We start from the raw sequence: 17254 nt of genomic DNA on the forward strand, positions 1-17254 counted from the left end.
ACGCAGTCCATTGAGGAACACTCCCCATGAATAACGCCATGCAACTGCTTCAGCCTTACCCTTTCGAGAATCTGCGCGCCTTGCTGGCCGGCGTAACGCCCAACCCGGAAAAGCGCCCTGTTGCATTGTCGATTGGTGAGCCGAAGCACCGCTCACCCGATTTTGTGGCCAAGACACTCGCAGACAACCTCGATCAGATGGCGGTTTACCCGACCACGCTGGGTATCCCGGCGCTGCGCGAAGCCATTGCCGGCTGGTGCAACCGTCGATTCGGCGTACCACAGGGCTGGATCGATCCGGCGCGCAATGTATTGCCGGTCAATGGCACACGCGAAGCGCTGTTCGCCTTCACCCAGACAGTAGTCAATCGTAGCGATGACGGCCTGGTGATCAGCCCGAACCCGTTTTATCAGATCTATGAAGGTGCCGCCTTTCTGGCCGGAGCCCAGCCTCACTACCTGCCATGCCTGAGCGACAACGGTTTCAATCCCGATTTCGACGCAGTCAGCGCGGAAACCTGGAAGCGCTGCCAGATCCTGTTCCTGTGCTCGCCGGGTAACCCGACCGGAGCACTTATTCCTGTTGAAACCCTGAAAAAACTCATCGCCCTGGCCGACAAACATGACTTTGTCATTGCTGCGGACGAATGCTACAGCGAGCTGTACTTCGATGAGCAGGCTCCACCACCTGGCTTGCTCAGCGCCTGCGTCGAGCTGGGTCGCCAGGATTTCAAGCGTTGCGTGGTGTTCCACAGCCTGTCCAAGCGCTCCAACCTGCCGGGTCTGCGTTCAGGTTTTGTGGCAGGTGATGCCGACATTCTCAAGGCCTTCCTGCTGTATCGCACGTATCACGGCTGCGCCATGCCGGTACAGACTCAGCTGGCGAGCATTGCTGCCTGGAATGACGAGGAGCACGTACGCGCGAACCGTGACTTGTACCGTGAAAAATTCGATGCTGTGCTCGACATCCTCGCGCCAGTGCTCGACGTCCAGCGCCCGGACGGGGGGTTTTACCTGTGGCCGAATGTAGGCACCGATGATGCTGCATTTTGCCGAGACCTGTTCATCGATCAGCATGTGACTGCAGTACCGGGTTCGTACCTTTCCCGCGAGGTGGATGGCGTCAACCCGGGTGCCGGCCGGGTTCGCCTGGCGCTCGTTGCACCTCTGGCCGAGTGCGTCGAAGCCGCCGAACGTATCCGCGCATTCCTGAGCAAATAAACAGCGAAACCTCAGGAAGACAGCCCCGCCGCCTTTGATGTGTGGCGGGGGTAATTAGTTACCACCTGCTACACCTTGCACAAACGTACCTTCAACCTTCATTTTCCAGCCTTCCTGAAAGGAAGCGAACTACGATGAAGGTCGATCACATGTCCGCACCCACCACACAGAGCCTGAAGCTGCCTGCATCCTGCGCCATGCGCAGCGCAACGAATCATCAGGCCTCGTACGAAACCGCCATTCGCGAAAACCCCGCCAACGCAGCAATCACTCCTGCCTACGAATCAGGAGCACGCCATGGCTGCGAAGAGTCAACGCACATGGCGCGTCTTCTGGTTTCGTTCAGCAAATACTGGGCACGTGGGCGGACCCTGAAAATGCTTTTTCAGAAAGACCCTCCTGCCATTCTGACAACCCCCGTTGTCGAAGCTGCAAAGAAATGGCTGCCTCACATAAATCTGAAATTCGAGTTCGTGACAGGCGGGGCCAGCGATATCCGAATCGGTTTCAACGAGCATCTGAACTGGAGCGCCATAGGGACTGATGCCCTGTTGGCCGAGCAGAATGAAGCCACCATGGAATTCAACGTCAAGGAGCTGTTCACGGCAGACCTGAAACCCATGCCGGACTTGACGCGCATCGTGCTCCATGAATTCGGGCACGCCTTGGGAGCAGTTCACGAGCACCAGCATCCTCAGGCAAACATTCCCTGGAACGAACCGCTTCTACGCCCCCTGCTTTTACAATCCGGATTGACTGACGAAGAAATCAATACCAATTTTTTCGACAAGTACGAAGCTGCTGATTTCTACCATTCGGCTTACGACCGTGATTCCGTCATGCATTACGACATTCCCAACGGCCTGACCCTTGGCGACTTCGAAATCATCAACACTGGCAAAACGCTCAGCCCTAACGACATCAAAGTGATGGGTTCCATATACGGGGACCGGAAAAACTCAAAGTTCGAGGCGAACTGACAAGGCATCGTAAAGAAAATACTGATCGTCAGGCAGTAATGCGCAAGCAGTGCCTGCAATGCGCTGGCCGCTACCCTGCCGAATTAGCCAGCAACCGCATTTGAGACATCGCGCCACGTACTTCACCCCGTGTGGCGCGAGGGCTTTAGAGCGCTACCGGTCACTGTCGTGTTCGCAGTTTTTCCGCAACCCACCCGACCGCCCAGCTTACCGGGTCATGGGACTGCATGGGCAGCAACGGTTTTCCTTCACGTGCGGCCAGCCTGCCTTGCGTCTCAGCCTCACCATGAATCCAGATCGTACTTTGCTTGAATCCCTCGGCACGTTGACGTTCCCTGTAATAACGTTGCCGGACAAGCGCTTCTTGACGCTTCTTCTCTTGTTCAGACATAACGCACCCAGCCTTTAAATGGAAAGCAATAATTGCCCGCCCGGGCGTGCCACTCAAGCGTGGAAGGGTGAAGTTTTCTTAATGACAGTTAGGGTTATTATCTAGTTTTTGTTCAGTCTCTGTACCAGCGCTGTCATAACACGAAGCGGTCTGACGTGGCATAATACCCGGCTAAATTGCGAGGAGAGAAAGTGGGGAGTATCGAGCAAGATCAGCCACCCCACCCCAAAACGATGACTTACACTCTATTTGGCATCAAAGCCTGCGACACCATGAAGAAGGCCCGCACCTGGCTCGACGATAATTCCGTGAGCTACGATTTTCATGACTACAAGACACAGGGCATCGACCGGGAACACCTCGCGCAGTGGTGCAATGAACACGGCTGGCAGGTCGTGCTGAACCGCGCAGGCACTACCTTTCGCAAGCTCGATGACGGACAAAAGGCCGATCTCGATCAAGCGAAAGCCATAGAACTGATGCTCGCGCAGCCGTCCATGATCAAGCGTCCGGTGCTTGATCTGGGCAATAAAACCCTGATCGGCTTCAAGCCCGACCTGTATGCAGCGGCTTTACAGTAAGCCAGAGCGCTACTGAAAGCCCCTTGATAAAGCCAAGAGGTATTTACATGTCCACTACCCTGTTCAGCCTGGCCTTCGGCGTCGGCACTCAAAATCGTCAAGGCTCATGGCTCGAAGTATTTTACGCTCAGCCGCTGATCAATCCTTCCGTAGAACTGGTCGCGGCCATCGCGCCTGTTCTGGGTTACACCAACGGCAATCAGGCAATCACCTTCAATGTAGACCTGGCATACAAGCTGGCCGAGGCGGTCAAATCCGTGGACGCGACCCAGGCCGCGCTGCTGACTCGTCTGGCGGAAAGCCAGAAGCCGCTGGTTGCCACCCTGCTGGCTGAAGACGCAACCCTGACGTCGACTCCAGAGGCTTACCTCAAGCTGCACCTGCTGTCGCATCGCCTGGTCAAGCCACACGGCCTGAACCTGGCAGGTATCTTCCCGTTGCTGCCAAACGTAGCCTGGACCAGCCAGGGCGCGGTCGATCTCGCCGAATTGGCCGAACGTCAGCTTGAAGCACGCCTTAAAGGCGAACTGCTGGAAGTGTTCTCGGTCGACAAATTCCCGAAAATGACCGACTACGTCGTACCGAGCGGCGTTCGTATCGCTGACAGTGCTCGCGTACGTCTGGGCGCTTACATCGGCGAAGGCACCACCGTCATGCACGAAGGCTTCGTCAACTTCAATGGCGGCACCGAAGGCCCGGGCATGATCGAAGGCCGCGTTTCTGCAGGCGTATTCGTCGGCAAGGGCTCGGATCTGGGTGGCGGCTGCTCGACCATGGGTACGCTGTCGGGTGGCGGCAACATCATCATCAAGGTTGGCGAAGGCTGCCTGATCGGTGCCAACGCCGGCATCGGTATTCCGCTGGGCGATCGCAATACCGTGGAATCGGGTCTGTATGTGACCGCCGGCACCAAGGTCGCGCTGCTCGATGAAAACAACGAACTGGTCAAGATCGTCAAGGCACGCGAGCTGGCAGGCCAGAACGACCTGTTGTTCCGTCGCAACTCGCAGACCGGCGCAGTGGAATGCAAAACCCACAAGTCGGCCATCGAGCTGAACGAAGCACTGCACGCTCATAACTGATGCTGTGTGTGGGTTCAAGGCTGCGGCCTTGAACCCGCCTCCACACGCTGGACGAACAATGCCCCTCATTTCTCCCTGGCGTGGCGACTTCCCCGCTATCGCCGCCCTGCAACGGCAAGGCCAGACCTATCTGGACAACGCCGCCACCACACAAAAACCCCAGGCGCTGATCGATGCCCTGACTCATTACTACGTCAACGGTGCCGCCAACGTGCATCGTGCCCAGCATCTGCCGGGCGCACACGCCACCCAGGCGTTTGAAGCCAGCCGTGGCAAGGCCGCGCACTGGCTGAATGCCGGCGAGAGCGGACAAATCATCTTTACCCACGGGGCCACTTCTGCGCTCAACCTGCTGGCCTATGGGTTGGAGCATAGTTTCACTGCGGGCGACGAGATCGCCATTAGCGCACTGGAACATCACGCCAACCTGCTGCCGTGGCAGCAACTGGCTCAGCGCCGCGGCCTGAAACTGGTGATACTGCCGCTCGATCCCGATGGTGTAATCGACTGCCATGCTGCGGCCAGTCTGATCGGCCCTCGCACGCGTCTGCTCGCAGTCAGTCAGCTGTCCAACGTGCTCGGCACTTGGCAGCCGCTCGCCCGCCTTATCGCACTGGCGAAAGCGCAAGGTGCGCTCACGGTCGTGGACGGATCACAAGGTGTGGTGCATGGACGCCACGATGTACAGGCACTGGGCTGCGACTTTTATGTGTTTTCCAGCCACAAGCTTTATGGTCCGGAAGGGCTAGGTGTGCTGTACGGACGCAGCGACGCGCTACCGAACCTGACGCACTGGCAGTTCGGCGGCGAGATGGTGCTGACCGCCGATTATCAACACGCGAAATTTCGCCCGGCCCCGCTGGGCTTTGAAGCGGGCACCCCGCCCATCGCCAGCGTGATCGGTCTGGGCGCTACGCTGGCTTACCTGGAAAGCCTTGATCATCAGGCGGTCGCGGAACACGAAGCAAATCTGCACCGTCGCCTGCTTGAAGGCCTGCAAAGGCGTGAAGGTATTCAGGTATTGGGCTCACCGGACCTGGCACTGGCCAGTTTCGTCGTGGACGGCATACACAACGCCGATCTGGCTCATTTGCTGACCGAACAGGGTATTGCCGTGCGCGCTGGTCGTCACTGCGCGATGCCACTGTTCGATACACTCGGTCTGCCCAGCGCAATTCGTGTTTCACTTGCGCTCTACAATGATTCAGATGACTTGCTGCGGTTTTTCAGCGCACTGGATCAGGCACTGGAGCTGCTTCGATGACTCTCCCCGCATTGGCGCAGACCGCGCTCGACAGCTTTTCCCAGCCACAGAGCTGGGAACAGCGCGCACGCTTGCTCATGCAATGGGGGGATCGCCTCCCCTCGTTGAGCGACGAAGAAAAGACGGACGACAATCTGGTACACGGCTGTGAAAGCAAGGTCTGGCTGACGGGCGAAGTCAGCGCAGGAGCCTGGCTGTTCCGGGCCAGCAGCGACGCCCGGCTGATTCGAGGTCTGGTGGCGCTACTGCTGGCCCGCGTTAACGGTCTGTCGGCCCCGGAGCTGGAAGCCGTGGACTTGTCTGACTGGTTCGATCAGTTGGGCCTTGGTCGCCAGCTCTCACCGTCACGCAGCAACGGCCTGAATGCCGTGCTACAGAAGATGCGTCAGCTGACTCAAGCCTGATCGGGCGTTGCAACCGCTGGCTTGACCCGCTCCGAAGGCCGTCGCGCACCTGCAACCAGCTTGTCCACTGCACGCGTGGCGGCGACCATGCCGAACGTGGCAGTGACCATCATCACCGCGCCGAAGCCGCCTGCACAGTCGAGCTTTACACCCTCACCGACGAACCTCTTTTCCAGGCAAATACTGCCATCAGGCTTGGGATAGCGCAGCTGTTCGCTGGAGAACACACAAGGCACGCTGTAGTGGCGGTTAGGCGTGCGCGAAAAGCCATAGTCGCTACGCAGGGTGGAACGTACCTTGGAGGCCAGCGGGTCGTTGAACGTGCGGTTCAAGTCGGCGATCTGAATCAGGGTTGGATCAATCTGCCCACCGGCACCACCGGTGGTGACCATCTGGATCTTGCGCCGCTTACACCACGAAATCAGTGCTGCCTTGGCGTTGACGCTGTCGATACAGTCGATCACGAAATCCATGTCCGGGGTGATGCACTCAGCCATCGTGTCGCGGGTCACGAAATCAGAAACCGCATGCACGATGCAATCAGGATTGATCGCGCGAATCCGCTCGGCCATCACTTCAACCTTCGGCCGACCGACTGTGCTGTCCAGTGCATGCAATTGGCGGTTGCTGTTGCTGACACAGACGTCGTCCATGTCAAACAGCGAAATCTCGCCCACACCACTGCGTGCCATGGCTTCCGCCGCCCACGAGCCCACGCCGCCGATACCGACCACTGCCACATGAGCCGCGCGCAGGCGCGCCAGGCCTTCAATGCCGTACAAACGGGCGATGCCAGCGAAACGTGGATCTTCTGCGCTCATGATCAATACCTCAAAAACCGGCGCGCATTATAGGGGTTTGTAGGGGGTTAAGGCACCCGGCTTGTCGCCCCGTCGAAATCAGGGCTGACGGGGCAAAAACTATCTCGGGCCTCTCATATAACCCCTTTCGCTCCGCGCAAAGCCTCTACAAACATATTTGTCCGACCCGCGAGCAAATAAGAGACGAGACTTCCGGTCCGGGCCCGAGATTCTGGATAGCCATGCTGTTCGCACAATCCCTCCCTTATCTGGCAGCCATCATTATGGCCGTCCTGTCTGCTCACGCGACCCACCCTGCGCTGTCGACTGCTTGACATATCCACAGCACACAATAAACGACGGCCCCAGGTCGTCGTTTTGCTTTAAGATATCCGCCTTTTCGCGCCCAAAGTCTTGCTACCGGAGTTCTGTACATGACTGCCCCTACCGACCTGTCGCCCACCCTTCAACTTGCCTGCGATCTGATCCGCCGCCCGTCAGTGACGCCGGTCGATGCCGACTGTCAGGCAGTGATGATGCAACGCCTGGGCAATGCCGGCTTCAAGCTGGAGCCCATGCGTATCGAAGACGTCGATAACTTCTGGGCCACACACGGCACTACCGACGGCCCGGTACTGTGTTTCGCAGGTCATACGGACGTGGTCCCTACCGGCCCGGTGGAGAACTGGCAGAACGACCCGTTCGATGCGTTGATCGACGAGCACGGCATGCTCTGCGGACGCGGTGCAGCGGACATGAAAGGCAGCCTGGCAGCCATGCTCGTGGCCGCCGAGCGCTTTGTAGCCGATCACCCGAATCACAAGGGTTCGGTGGCATTCCTGATCACCAGTGACGAAGAAGGCCCGGCGCACCACGGCACCAAGGCTGTCGTCGAACGTCTGGCAGCGCGCAAGGAGCGTCTGGACTGGTGCATCGTCGGCGAACCTTCGAGCACCACGCTGGTGGGCGATGTGGTCAAGAACGGGCGTCGTGGCTCGCTGGGCGCCACCCTCACCGTGCGCGGCAAACAGGGCCATGTGGCTTACCCGCATCTGGCGAAGAACCCTATTCACCTTGCAGTTCCGGCACTTGCCGAACTGGCTGCAGAGCACTGGGACCATGGCAACGATTTCTTCCCGCCAACCAGCTTCCAGATCTCCAACCTGAACGCCGGCACGGGTGCAACCAATGTCATCCCGGGTGATCTGGTGGCAGTATTCAACTTCCGTTTTTCGACCGAGTCGACCGTCGAAGGCTTGCAGCAGCGTGTCGCCGCCATCCTCGACAAGCATGAGCTGGACTGGCATGTGAACTGGGCGTTGTCCGGCCTGCCGTTCCTGACCGAGCCGGGCGCATTGCTGGACGCCGTGTCGTCCAGCATCAAAAGCGTCACGGGCCGTGACACCAAAGCCTCGACCAGCGGCGGAACCTCCGACGGCCGTTTCATCGCGACCCTGGGTACGCAAGTGGTTGAACTGGGGCCGGTCAACGCGACGATTCACCAGGTCAACGAGCGGATTCTGGCCAGCGATCTCGACGTGCTGACCGAGATCTACTACCAGACCCTGGTCAAGTTGCTCGCCTGATGCTGACCTGCCCGATCTGCTCTGCGCCGCTCAGTACCGCCGACAACGGCGTGGTATGCCCGGCCAACCACCGCTTCGACCGTGCACGTCAGGGGTATCTGAACCTGTTGCCGGTGCAGCACAAGAACAGCCGCGACCCCGGCGACAATCAGGCCATGGTTGAAGCACGGCGGGACTTCCTCAACGCCGGGCATTACGCCCCGGTAGCCCGGCGGCTGGCTGAACTGGCCGCCGAGCGCTCCCCCGCGCACTGGCTGGACATCGGCTGCGGCGAAGGTTATTACACCGCGCAAATAGCCGAGGCCCTGCCCCATGCCGACGGCTATGCGCTGGACATCTCCCGCGAAGCCGTGAAACGCGCCTGCCGTCGTGACCCCAGGCTGACCTGGATGGTTGCCAGCATGGCCCGTGTTCCCTTGCCGGATGCCAGCTGTCAGTTTCTGGCCAGTGTGTTCAGCCCGCTGGACTGGCTTGAAGCCAAGCGCTTGCTGACGCCTGGCGGCGGACTGATGCGGGTCGGCCCGACCAGCGAACATCTCATGGAACTGCGTCAGCAGCTTTATGATGAGGTCCGCGATTATGCCGACGACAAGCACCTGTCTCTGGTGCCACCCGGCATGCAGTTGCAACACAGCGAAACCCTGCGCTATACGCTGAAGCTGATCGACGGCCAGTCCCGTGCCGATCTGCTGGCCATGACGCCTCACGGGTGGCGCGCCAGCGCCGAGCGCCGGACTGCCGTCATTGAGCAATCAGGACCTTTCAAGGTCACCGTTTCCATGCGCTACGATTATTTCGTGCTGCAATAAGCATTCAACAGAGGCACCCATGCGCCAACCCGATATCGAGATTTACCTGAAAGACGAAGACGTCGACCACAAGGCCATCGCCCAATGGTTGAGCGTCGCCCTGGGCCCGTGCAGTGACTGGAACCAGAAAGGCCAGACCTGGAAGTGCAAGGCCGGCAATGTGACCGTAACCTGGCTGCCCAAAGCAGTCGGTAAATGGAACAGTCTGCATCTGGACAGCGATCAGACCCCGTGGGAAGACGACATCGCCTGCGCCCGTGCGGCATTCAAAGTCTTGAACGTCGAAGTGCGCTGCGCACCCGGCACCTGGGTTGAAGAAGAAAGCGATGAAACCGCCGACCGCTGGATACGCGTCAGCGCCGATGGCGAGGAAGAAATCACCTGGCGCACCTCGTAAGCCTTTTGCAGCGACGGCATCAGGATGTGCCGTCGTGGCTCTCGAAGGTGGCCGCTCAGTCTTTACTCTTCTACAAACACCAGGCTTTTTGCCGATCGCTTCGGGATACGTCACACTGACGCCCATCTCGGGCAGTCGCCCGTCCCTTACTCAGCAGAAGCCGTATGACCCGTTCTCCGTTCCGTCGTCTTGTGTTCGGCACCCTGCGCCGATTGTTGTATCTCTGGGTGCGCTCGGAAACCATCAATCAGTCGTCTTTTACGCTCAACCTGGACCGTAGCCGTCCGGTGTTCTATGCCCTGCAGTCGCCGTCGATCAGCGATCTGGCGGTGATCGACACCGAATGTCGCAAGGCTGGCCTGCCTCGCCCCGTATTGTCGATAGCGGTCGGCAACCTGATAGAGCCAGCTGCATTCTTTTACCTGACTCCGGCGCCTGACTGGCTTGGCCGCCAGGACAAGCGCGGCGCACCGCCGACACTGGAGCGTCTGGTCGCAGCCGTGAGCCAGAATCCCGGCGAAGATGCGCAGATCATCCCGGTCAGTGTGTTCTGGGGGCAGTCACCTGACCGCGAGTCCAGCGCCTGGAAACTGCTGTTCGCCGACAGCTGGGCAGTGACCGGTCGCTTGCGTCGTCTGGTCAGCATTCTGATTCTGGGTCGCAAGACCCGTGTACAGTTTTCCGCGCCCATTCACATGCGCGAGCTGGTGGGTGAAAACAAAGGTTACGAACTGACCCTGCGCATGACCCAGCGTCTTCTGCGCGTGCACTTTCGCAACCTGAAAAGCGCGGTCATCGGCCCGGACGTTTCGCACCGGCGCACCGTGGTCAAAGGGCTGCTGGACGAGCCGCTGGTCAAGCAGGCGATCATCGAAGAAGCCGAACGGGAGAACATTACGCAGGACAAGGCACGGGACCGGGCGCTGAGCTACGGCAACGAGATCGCCTCGGACTACACCTATTCCGTCATCCGTTTCATGGAAGTCGTCCTCAGCTGGTTCTGGAACAAGATTTACGACGGCATCAAAGTCAGCCACATCGAAGGCGTGCAGGAAGTGGCGCCAGGGCATGAAGTCATTTACGTCCCTTGCCACCGCAGCCATATCGATTACCTGCTGCTGTCCTATCTGTTGTTTCGCAACGGGCTCACGCCGCCGCACATCGCTGCCGGCATCAACCTGAACATGCCGGTCGTCGGCAGCCTGCTGCGCCGTGGCGGGGCGTTTTTCATGCGCCGCACATTCAAGGGCAACCCGCTGTATACAGCGGTTTTCACCGAGTACCTGCACACACTGTTCATCAAGGGTTTCCCGGTCGAATACTTTGTCGAAGGCGGTCGCTCGCGGACCGGGCGCATGTTGCAACCGAAAACCGGCATGCTCGCCATCACCCTGCGCAGCTTCCTGCGCAACTCGCGGATGCCGATTGTGTTCGTTCCGGTGTACATCGGCTATGAGCGCGTGCTGGAAGGCCGTACCTATCTGGGCGAATTGCGCGGAGCGACCAAGAAGAAAGAGTCGATCTTCGACATATTCAAAGTCATCGGTGCGCTGAAGCAGCGTTTCGGCCAGGTATCGGTGAACTTCGGTGCCCCCATCAAGCTGGCCGAATTTCTTGACGGCGAACAACCGGACTGGCGCGAGCAGGCGCTGGCACCGCAATTTCGCCCGGAATGGCTGAGCGAAACCACTCATAGGCTGGGTGAACGTGTGGCCCAGCACCTGAATGAAGCCGCCGCCGTCAACCCGATGAACCTGGTTGCTGTGGCCTTGCTGTCAACGCAAAGGCTCGCGCTGGACGATCAGGCCATGGAGCGTGTTCTCGACCTTTACCTGACGCTGCTGCGCGCCGTACCTTACTCGCCGCACACCACGTTGCCGGAAGGCGACGGGCGCTCGCTGATCGAGCACGTCAAAGGCATGGACCTGCTCGCCGAACAAAAAGATGCATTGGGCAAAATTCTGTACCTCAACGAACAGAATGCAGTCCTGATGACGTACTACCGCAACAACGTCTTGCACATCTTTGCCCTGCCCTCATTGCTGGCCAGCTTTTTCCAGAGCTCGTCGCGCATGAGCCGCGAACAGATCCTGCGCTACACGCGTGCGCTGTACCCGTTCCTGCAATCTGAATTGTTCATTCGCTGGCCGCTGAGCGAGCTGGATGAGGTGGTCGATCAATGGCTGGCTGCGTTCGTCGAGCAAGGCTTGCTGCGCTTCAAAAAGGACGTCTATGTGCGTCCGGAGCCCAGCTCCCGCGAGTTCGTGCTGCTGACCCTGTTGTCACGGGCCATCGCGCAGACCCTGCAGCGCTTCTACATGGCAATCGCCTTGTTGCTCAACAGTGGACAGAACACGTTGAGCGCCGAGCAGCTGGAAGACCTGTGTACGGTCATGGCCCAGCGCCTGTCTATTCTGCATGGCCTTAATGCACCAGAGTTCTTCGACAAGAGTCTATTCAGGCACTTCATCCAGACCTTGCTGGACCTGGGCGTGCTGCGCAAGGACAGCGCCGGCAAGCTGAGCTATCACCCGATGCTGGGCGAACTGGCAGAAGGTGCGGCCAAGCGGGTGTTACCGGCCGAAATCCGTCTGTCGATACGGCAAGTGGCGTTACACAGCAATGAAGAAGAGCAGGATGCGGGAAATGGTGAAGGGGTAGCGTAGGGCTTTTCCGCAATTAGCCGGGGATCTTTAGACACGTGTTTTATGCTCCCCGGCCGCTGCTAAGGTGTGGTTTGTACCCATGACTGGTACTCATCACACTCAATAAGGAAATTGAAATGTCCAGCGAACCCCTGGTACGTCTTCAGGGTGAAGTTTATTACCTGCCACGCCGCTCTCTGCCAACTGGCTGCAAGTTGATTGTCACCCTGAGTGACATCAACCTGGCTGACGCGCCAGCCACTGTCATTGACGCCAGCGAAACACAGATTACCCAGCAAGTGCCATTGCCGTTTGAACTGGGCTATACCGCAGGATCAGAGCGGTCTGAAGATCAAGGTCATTCAAGTGAACGGTTGATTGTTCTTCGCTGCAAAGGCTTTCATCAACGGCGCGTTTTCAACGCGCCGTTGATGTTTTTGTTGTTGCACACCGCATCATTTCCATCGGCACTAAACAGCACTGTTTCTTTCAGGCTTCGGGTGGATACCGCAAGTTCCTGATACGCTTGATCCCGTACCCACTTCTCACAAGGACGCTCTCATGCCTCGCTTTTCGTTCACCTTCGCTGGTCTATGCGCCGGGCTGCTGCTGTCGGCCAACGTCTTCGCCCTGTCGCTGAACGACCTCTCGCAATCGGATGCGACCGGTGGTCTCAAAGACGCGCTGACCCAAGGCGCACAGGTCGCGGTCAAACAGCTCGGTGTTCCCGGCGGTTTCAGCAAGAATGAAGCGGTGCGTATCGAGCTGCCAGGCAAACTCGGTCAGGTCGCGAAAAAAATGAAAATGCTTGGCATGGGTGCTCAGGTCGATCAGCTGGAAACCAGCATGAACCAGGCCGCCGAAGCTGCAGTGCCTCAGGCTCAGGCGTTGTTGGTAGACGCCGTGAAAAAGATGAGCGTGACCGACGCCAAGGCCATTTTAAGCGGCGGGAAGGACTCGGCCACCCAGTACCTCAACAGCACCAGCCGCGAACAGATCCGCGCCAAATTCCTGCCTATCGTCAAGAAATCTACCGATCAAGTCGGTCTGGCACAGAAGTACAACGCATTCGCCGGCAAGGCGGCGGCATTTGGCGCGCTGGACAGCAAAAATGCCAACCTTGAAAGCTACGTGACCGAACAAGCGCTGAACGGGCTGTTCGAGATGATTGCAAAACAGGAAGAAAGTATTCGCGCCAACCCGGCGGCGGCCGCTACAGGCCTGGCGAAGAAGGTATTTGGCGCACTTTGAGTGCAGGGTTAGCGCCTGTATTCACGGGCGCATCTGCGTTTGATTCGGGCTCAGGCCGTCGACGCTACAGGCGCTATGCACCGCTATCGTCTTTGACTGCCTTAGGCTTCAAGGCCTTCTTCGGGTAGATGTCGTAGCGGCTGGATTTTCCATCCAGCGCATAACCTGGCTTTGGCCCGTCAATGCAGGGGGCCTTGCGCGGGCGTTTGACCACAACACGGTGGGTGGCAAGCGCAAGAGCCGCTTCCAGCAATGCAGGCGCATCCATGTCATCGCCGACCAGAGGCCGGAACAGGCGCATTTCCTTTTTGACCAGAGCGGTTTTCTCCCGATGCGGGAACATCGGGTCGAGGTAAATGACCTGCGGCGGCTCCGCTGTCCAGCCACGAATGATTTCAATGGAGTTGCCGGTCAACAAATGCATCCGGGCAACGATCGCACCCACATCACGATCATCGCGTCCGCGCGCCAGACCGTCTTCCAGCAGTGCAGCAATAATCGGCTGACGCTCGATCAGGCTCAGCTCGCAACCAAGACTTGCCAGCACGAACGCATCCTTGCCCAAACCTGCCGTGGCATCCAGCACGCTGGGACGAACGCCTGGCTGAATACCGACGGCCTTGGCAATCATTTGCCCGGTGCCACCGCCAAACAGACGACGATGTGCCACTGCACCCTCGACAAAATCAACTCGCACAGCGCCAGGCGCATCGTCGCCCAACTGCTGCAATTGCAGGCCATCGTCGGTCGATTGCAACGCAAAATCAGCTTCCGCGCCGTTCAACGGCAAGCCTAGACGCTGCGCCCAATGCTCCGCCTGCTCCTGCCCTGCGACCGCGAGCGCTTCGACCCGGATACGACTGCCTGTTTGCTGCTCAATCATTACGCCCACACACTCAAAAATTGTTAATGATCGGCAAAGTCTGCCGATAACCAAGTATCCGGCATTTTGCCAGACCCAAGGCCAGTACTGATCGCTATGTCAGAGATTGTTCAATCATCCATCGGCTATTTGTCGCACTCAGGCGACTTTAGCGTTCGCAACAGCCGCACACTGGGTGGTGTGACGCAGCTGTGGTCGGATGCATTTGCCCGAGCGATGGCGGATCAGGTCAGTGAAAGCACTCCCGTGCCGGTGCACCCGACGGCCGTTGAAGTGGATGTTGAAACAGGCGAACCGGTCGCTGGCGCAAAAACCCTGAGCAAGATTGTCGAGCAACGTGCCTGCCCGGTCACCGACACCGAGGTCAAACCACCTGAGCCGCTGTTCCTGCCGATTGCCGAGTTCGACCTTGACTTGCTGCCGCCGCCTGCCGAGCCCTTCAGCATGGCTGAGCTGATCGAACAACAACGTCATCTGGAATTCGAGAGCCACTGGGTACGCCCTACCGTTCTGAACCCGTACAGCGACAGCGTCAACCCGGGCCCCGGCCCTCAACCGCGCCCATTGCACCTGCCAATCGCCGAATTCGAATGGGAACTGGCCGACAAGCCTGCCCTGCCTCTGGATGAGCAGACCATTGCTGCCCAACAACGCCAGTTCGACTACGAGAACGGCTGGGCTCGCCCGCTGATCCTGCAGAATCTGCGGATGGCGGCATAAGCCCCAATGCTCTTGCCGGCAGCTTACAGGCCCGCTACCTACACACCGACCAGCGCCCCATGTCGACGTGAAAATGATCGCGATGCGCCGCGTTGTACTCAGGCCCGAGCACCGTACTGAAATTTTTGCAGGCACCGTCACGTAACAGCCTCAGAAAACGCCCCTTGTCCCCTTCGTCGTTCCAGTCCTTGAGAACACCGATGCGCTGACCGTCTGCGAGGCGAAGACCTGCCATATCCAGTGCATTGGCGGTCGCGTGCTGACTGAGCCGGCCGTTGGCGCGATTGTAGATATTGCGGCAGGCAAAGCTGCCCAAGTGATCGATCCGCGCTACCCGCTGACCGAAAACCGCTTGGGCAGCGGGCTGCAAGGTGTGGATATCGAACAGCGCATAGGCCACCGCCAATGGGCAACTGGCCAGGAAACTGCTGCTCAGCGCCACGTCGCCGCCCTGAATGCGCAGGGTATTTTCCAGAGGGCAGCGAGCAGAAGGTTCACTGTCGGCCTGACGACTGAAACGCAGCCCGGACGTACTCAGCACCTGGTCGCACAGCGCAGGGTCGTTGTGCAGTCGTGACAGCTTGTAAGACGTCAGAAAATTGGGCTCGGCCCGCACATCCAAAGGCGCCCAGGGGTTCCAGCGCGCAGGCACATCGACCCAGCCTCGCCAGACTGCGAACGCCCCCATTGCACAGCTCAGCAGGAATACCAGAAGCACACGCATGCTCAGCCCATGCCCCAGACAACAGGGGTGAATTTGAAGAAGGGTTTGTAAATGGCAAGCAAACAGCGCAGTTGCGAATCCATTAGCGGGCTCTCCACAAGGTCGGGCTCTGTCAGCCCACACCTGGAAGACCTCAGAGCAAGCCCAACTGTTCCACCTGAGGCCCGCGATCCAGCTCGAACAATGCCGGCAAGCCAGGCAATCGCGCCATCAGTTGCTGGTGAAAACGCATGGCCTGCTCGGCAGCCTTGATGTTGTCAGGGGTGTGCAGGAAGACATAAGGCGTGCGCCCCTCTTCGATCCACACGGCGACCTTTTCCACCCACTGCACCAAAAACTGATCATTGGCCTCCAGGTCAGGACCGCCGATGAAACGGACCTGGGGAAACAGCGTCAGCGCAGCCGGACGAGGCGGCACCTTGGGCTTTTTCGATTGCGCGTGCAGGACTGCGGGATCGCTCGAGACACAGCTGAACAATGCCCGGGAGTCGAGACAGATGCGCTCGACGCCTCGATCCAGCAGCAGGCGATTGAGCATGCGCTCTTCATCACCCTTCATGAAAAACGCCATGTTGCGCACTTCTACGGCGAGCGGCACATTGAGTTCATCAAGAAAACCGGCCAGCTCGGCCAGACGCTGCGGTGTAAAGCTGGCGGGCAACTGCAGCCAGAACGGTGCGATCCGCCCGCCCAGAGGCGCAAGCAGACGGATGAATTCCTCAGCGGCGCCCACCTGCTCACGAAGGTCGCCGTTATGACTGATGTCTTTATGGAATTTGGCGGTGAAACGAAAATCGTCGGGCATCGTTTCTGCCCAGCGTTGCACCGTTGTGGCAGCGGGACGGGCATAGAATGTGGTGTTGCCTTCGACAGCGTTGAATACCTGAGTGTAGAGATTCAGGAAATCATTGGGGCGGGCGTCTTCCGGGTACAACGAGTCTCGCCAGGCGTTTTCACTCCATGACGGACAACCGAGGTAGTAAGGCAGGCGAGACACAGTCAAACGTGAAGATCGAGCCCCGATACTTCAAGGTCCCAATCGACAAAGCTGGCGGTGGTCAGGTAGCTGGCCAGTGCGTGAGCGACACGAGAGCTCATGGAGCGCGGGAAAATGATGTCTTGCGGACGCGCAGGCACATTGGCAGTGCTGCCTATCGGTGAGTCACCCGCATCGCGACGAGCCTGCGCAGGAGGCGGCGGCAACTCGGCATCAACTACGACTTCCTCGAAAGAGCCTTCAACGGTCGAAGGCGTTTTCTGCGGCTTGCGCTTGATGGGGTAAGAGCGTGATGAGGTTCCGTCTATGCGCATCGATTATATACTCGGCGTCGATAGTGGCAATTTAGCGTTACTGCCTTGTAGTTCGCAAATTGCTTAACGATAACTAGACCACACATATTGCAAATTGTTTTCGCCAAATGAGATTAAAGACCATTCAGACGATAAACGGTAGCTGGTGAATTGATATTTTTCCAGCTATAGACGGAATAGCATGACTTGGACGGGCATGACAGCAG

Annotated in this window: 19 protein-coding genes; 13 read left to right on the forward strand and 6 right to left on the reverse strand. The window is 58.7% G+C overall.

Going from position 1 to position 17254, the window contains the following annotated elements; translation table 11 throughout:
- Window positions 1–26 precede the first annotated feature (26 nt).
- Window positions 27–1220, forward strand: a complete 1194-nt coding sequence (gene dapC / locus AC4ANE_RS20845) for a succinyldiaminopimelate transaminase (RefSeq protein WP_460408502.1) — start codon at window positions 27–29, stop codon at window positions 1218–1220.
- A gap of 134 nt (window positions 1221–1354) precedes the next feature.
- Entirely contained in the window at window positions 1355–2200 is an 846-nt protein-coding gene (locus AC4ANE_RS20850) for a matrixin family metalloprotease (RefSeq protein WP_002554734.1), read from the forward strand.
- A 160-nt stretch (window positions 2201–2360) separates the two neighbouring features.
- Here AC4ANE_RS20850 and AC4ANE_RS20855 read toward each other — a convergent pair whose 3' ends face one another.
- Complete coding sequence (locus AC4ANE_RS20855) at window positions 2361–2591, reverse strand: hypothetical protein (protein ID WP_004657963.1); 231 nt, start codon at window positions 2589–2591, stop codon at window positions 2361–2363.
- A 233-nt stretch (window positions 2592–2824) separates the two neighbouring features.
- Between AC4ANE_RS20855 and AC4ANE_RS20860 the strand changes: the two genes are divergently transcribed.
- The 4 genes from AC4ANE_RS20860 to AC4ANE_RS20875 are packed head-to-tail and all read left to right on the forward strand — an operon-like array spanning window position 2825 to window position 5922.
- The gene (locus AC4ANE_RS20860; RefSeq protein ID WP_002554735.1) at window positions 2825–3172 is read left to right on the forward strand and encodes an ArsC family reductase; all 348 of its coding nucleotides are present in this window, start codon (window positions 2825–2827) and stop codon (window positions 3170–3172) included.
- A 47-nt stretch (window positions 3173–3219) separates the two neighbouring features.
- Window positions 3220–4254, forward strand: coding sequence for a 2,3,4,5-tetrahydropyridine-2,6-dicarboxylate N-succinyltransferase (gene dapD / locus AC4ANE_RS20865; RefSeq protein ID WP_002554736.1), 1035 nt, complete (start codon window positions 3220–3222; stop codon window positions 4252–4254).
- Between the two features lie 58 nt (window positions 4255–4312).
- Window positions 4313–5518 carry an aminotransferase class V-fold PLP-dependent enzyme gene (locus AC4ANE_RS20870; protein ID WP_002554737.1) on the forward strand — a complete coding sequence of 402 codons (1206 nt, stop codon included), beginning with the start codon at window positions 4313–4315 and terminating at the stop codon, window positions 5516–5518.
- Window positions 5515–5922: a SufE family protein gene (locus AC4ANE_RS20875; protein ID WP_002554738.1), complete on the forward strand. Its 408-nt coding sequence runs from the start codon at window positions 5515–5517 to the stop codon at window positions 5920–5922. Before AC4ANE_RS20870 ends, AC4ANE_RS20875 begins: the two co-directional genes overlap by 4 nt.
- Here the strand turns inward: AC4ANE_RS20875 and tcdA are convergent.
- Window positions 5913–6743 (reverse strand): tRNA cyclic N6-threonylcarbamoyladenosine(37) synthase TcdA, encoded by an 831-nt coding sequence (tcdA, locus tag AC4ANE_RS20880; protein ID WP_031596301.1) that lies wholly within the window; start codon window positions 6741–6743, stop codon window positions 5913–5915. The two genes, AC4ANE_RS20875 and tcdA, sit on opposite strands and share 10 nt — an antisense overlap.
- 413 nt (window positions 6744–7156) lie before the next feature.
- Here tcdA and dapE point away from each other — a divergent pair, with 413 nt between their 5' ends.
- From dapE to AC4ANE_RS20910, 6 genes are all read left to right on the forward strand, one after another.
- Window positions 7157–8308 carry a succinyl-diaminopimelate desuccinylase gene (dapE, locus tag AC4ANE_RS20885; RefSeq protein WP_002554740.1) on the forward strand — a complete coding sequence of 384 codons (1152 nt, stop codon included), beginning with the start codon at window positions 7157–7159 and terminating at the stop codon, window positions 8306–8308.
- Window positions 8308–9117 carry a putative RNA methyltransferase gene (locus tag AC4ANE_RS20890; protein ID WP_002554741.1) on the forward strand — a complete coding sequence of 270 codons (810 nt, stop codon included), beginning with the start codon at window positions 8308–8310 and terminating at the stop codon, window positions 9115–9117. Before dapE ends, AC4ANE_RS20890 begins: the two co-directional genes overlap by 1 nt.
- A 19-nt stretch (window positions 9118–9136) precedes the next feature.
- The gene (locus AC4ANE_RS20895) at window positions 9137–9514 is read left to right on the forward strand and encodes a hypothetical protein (RefSeq protein ID WP_002554742.1); all 378 of its coding nucleotides are present in this window, start codon (window positions 9137–9139) and stop codon (window positions 9512–9514) included.
- 164 nt (window positions 9515–9678) lie between these two features.
- Window positions 9679–12180: a glycerol-3-phosphate 1-O-acyltransferase PlsB gene (gene plsB / locus AC4ANE_RS20900; RefSeq protein WP_002554743.1), complete on the forward strand. Its 2502-nt coding sequence runs from the start codon at window positions 9679–9681 to the stop codon at window positions 12178–12180.
- Between the two features lie 116 nt (window positions 12181–12296).
- On the forward strand, window positions 12297–12680 hold the full coding sequence (locus AC4ANE_RS20905; RefSeq protein ID WP_002554744.1) for a YbaY family lipoprotein: 384 nt from the start codon (window positions 12297–12299) through the stop codon (window positions 12678–12680).
- Between the two features lie 40 nt (window positions 12681–12720).
- Entirely contained in the window at window positions 12721–13410 is a 690-nt protein-coding gene (locus tag AC4ANE_RS20910) for a DUF4197 domain-containing protein (protein WP_002554745.1), read from the forward strand.
- A gap of 73 nt (window positions 13411–13483) precedes the next feature.
- Here AC4ANE_RS20910 and AC4ANE_RS20915 read toward each other — a convergent pair whose 3' ends face one another.
- Window positions 13484–14293 carry a class I SAM-dependent methyltransferase gene (locus AC4ANE_RS20915; RefSeq protein WP_002554746.1) on the reverse strand — a complete coding sequence of 270 codons (810 nt, stop codon included), beginning with the start codon at window positions 14291–14293 and terminating at the stop codon, window positions 13484–13486.
- Window positions 14294–14389: 96 nt separating this feature from the next.
- On the opposite strand from AC4ANE_RS20915, the gene AC4ANE_RS20920 reads away from it, so the two are divergent.
- Window positions 14390–15013: a hypothetical protein gene (locus tag AC4ANE_RS20920; RefSeq protein WP_002554747.1), complete on the forward strand. Its 624-nt coding sequence runs from the start codon at window positions 14390–14392 to the stop codon at window positions 15011–15013.
- Window positions 15014–15047: 34 nt separating this feature from the next.
- On the opposite strand, the gene AC4ANE_RS20925 is transcribed toward AC4ANE_RS20920, so the two are convergent.
- From AC4ANE_RS20925 to AC4ANE_RS20935, 3 genes are all read right to left on the reverse strand, one after another.
- Complete coding sequence (locus tag AC4ANE_RS20925) at window positions 15048–15737, reverse strand: extensin-like domain-containing protein (protein ID WP_031596299.1); 690 nt, start codon at window positions 15735–15737, stop codon at window positions 15048–15050.
- 133 nt (window positions 15738–15870) lie between these two features.
- On the reverse strand, window positions 15871–16734 hold the full coding sequence (locus AC4ANE_RS20930; protein ID WP_002554749.1) for a DUF72 domain-containing protein: 864 nt from the start codon (window positions 16732–16734) through the stop codon (window positions 15871–15873).
- Between the two features lie 2 nt (window positions 16735–16736).
- The gene (locus AC4ANE_RS20935) at window positions 16737–17048 is read right to left on the reverse strand and encodes a hypothetical protein (RefSeq protein ID WP_002554750.1); all 312 of its coding nucleotides are present in this window, start codon (window positions 17046–17048) and stop codon (window positions 16737–16739) included.
- Window positions 17049–17254: the final 206 nt, after the last annotated feature.

The sequence above is a fragment of the Pseudomonas sp. Pme6b genome, from assembly GCF_058129925.1.

Excerpts from the sequence above, each read along its gene's own strand:
- AC4ANE_RS20905 (WP_002554744.1), top strand. The coding sequence starts at position 12,297 with ATGTCCAGCGAACCCCTGGTACGTCTTCAGGGTGAAGTTTATTACCTG.
- AC4ANE_RS20890 (WP_002554741.1), top strand. The coding sequence starts at position 8,308 with ATGCTGACCTGCCCGATCTGCTCTGCGCCGCTCAGTACCGCCGACAAC.
- AC4ANE_RS20850 (WP_002554734.1), top strand. The coding sequence starts at position 1,355 with ATGAAGGTCGATCACATGTCCGCACCCACCACACAGAGCCTGAAGCTG.
- AC4ANE_RS20915 (WP_002554746.1), bottom strand. The coding sequence starts at position 14,293 with ATGATTGAGCAGCAAACAGGCAGTCGTATCCGGGTCGAAGCGCTCGCG.
- AC4ANE_RS20920 (WP_002554747.1), top strand. The coding sequence starts at position 14,390 with ATGTCAGAGATTGTTCAATCATCCATCGGCTATTTGTCGCACTCAGGC.
- dapC (WP_460408502.1), top strand. The coding sequence starts at position 27 with ATGAATAACGCCATGCAACTGCTTCAGCCTTACCCTTTCGAGAATCTG.
- tcdA (WP_031596301.1), bottom strand. The coding sequence starts at position 6,743 with ATGAGCGCAGAAGATCCACGTTTCGCTGGCATCGCCCGTTTGTACGGC.
- AC4ANE_RS20910 (WP_002554745.1), top strand. The coding sequence starts at position 12,721 with ATGCCTCGCTTTTCGTTCACCTTCGCTGGTCTATGCGCCGGGCTGCTG.
- AC4ANE_RS20925 (WP_031596299.1), bottom strand. The coding sequence starts at position 15,737 with ATGCGTGTGCTTCTGGTATTCCTGCTGAGCTGTGCAATGGGGGCGTTC.
- plsB (WP_002554743.1), top strand. The coding sequence starts at position 9,679 with ATGACCCGTTCTCCGTTCCGTCGTCTTGTGTTCGGCACCCTGCGCCGA.
- AC4ANE_RS20895 (WP_002554742.1), top strand. The coding sequence starts at position 9,137 with ATGCGCCAACCCGATATCGAGATTTACCTGAAAGACGAAGACGTCGAC.
- AC4ANE_RS20875 (WP_002554738.1), top strand. The coding sequence starts at position 5,515 with ATGACTCTCCCCGCATTGGCGCAGACCGCGCTCGACAGCTTTTCCCAG.
- dapE (WP_002554740.1), top strand. The coding sequence starts at position 7,157 with ATGACTGCCCCTACCGACCTGTCGCCCACCCTTCAACTTGCCTGCGAT.
- AC4ANE_RS20860 (WP_002554735.1), top strand. The coding sequence starts at position 2,825 with ATGACTTACACTCTATTTGGCATCAAAGCCTGCGACACCATGAAGAAG.
- AC4ANE_RS20855 (WP_004657963.1), bottom strand. The coding sequence starts at position 2,591 with ATGTCTGAACAAGAGAAGAAGCGTCAAGAAGCGCTTGTCCGGCAACGT.
- AC4ANE_RS20935 (WP_002554750.1), bottom strand. The coding sequence starts at position 17,048 with ATGCGCATAGACGGAACCTCATCACGCTCTTACCCCATCAAGCGCAAG.
- dapD (WP_002554736.1), top strand. The coding sequence starts at position 3,220 with ATGTCCACTACCCTGTTCAGCCTGGCCTTCGGCGTCGGCACTCAAAAT.
- AC4ANE_RS20870 (WP_002554737.1), top strand. The coding sequence starts at position 4,313 with ATGCCCCTCATTTCTCCCTGGCGTGGCGACTTCCCCGCTATCGCCGCC.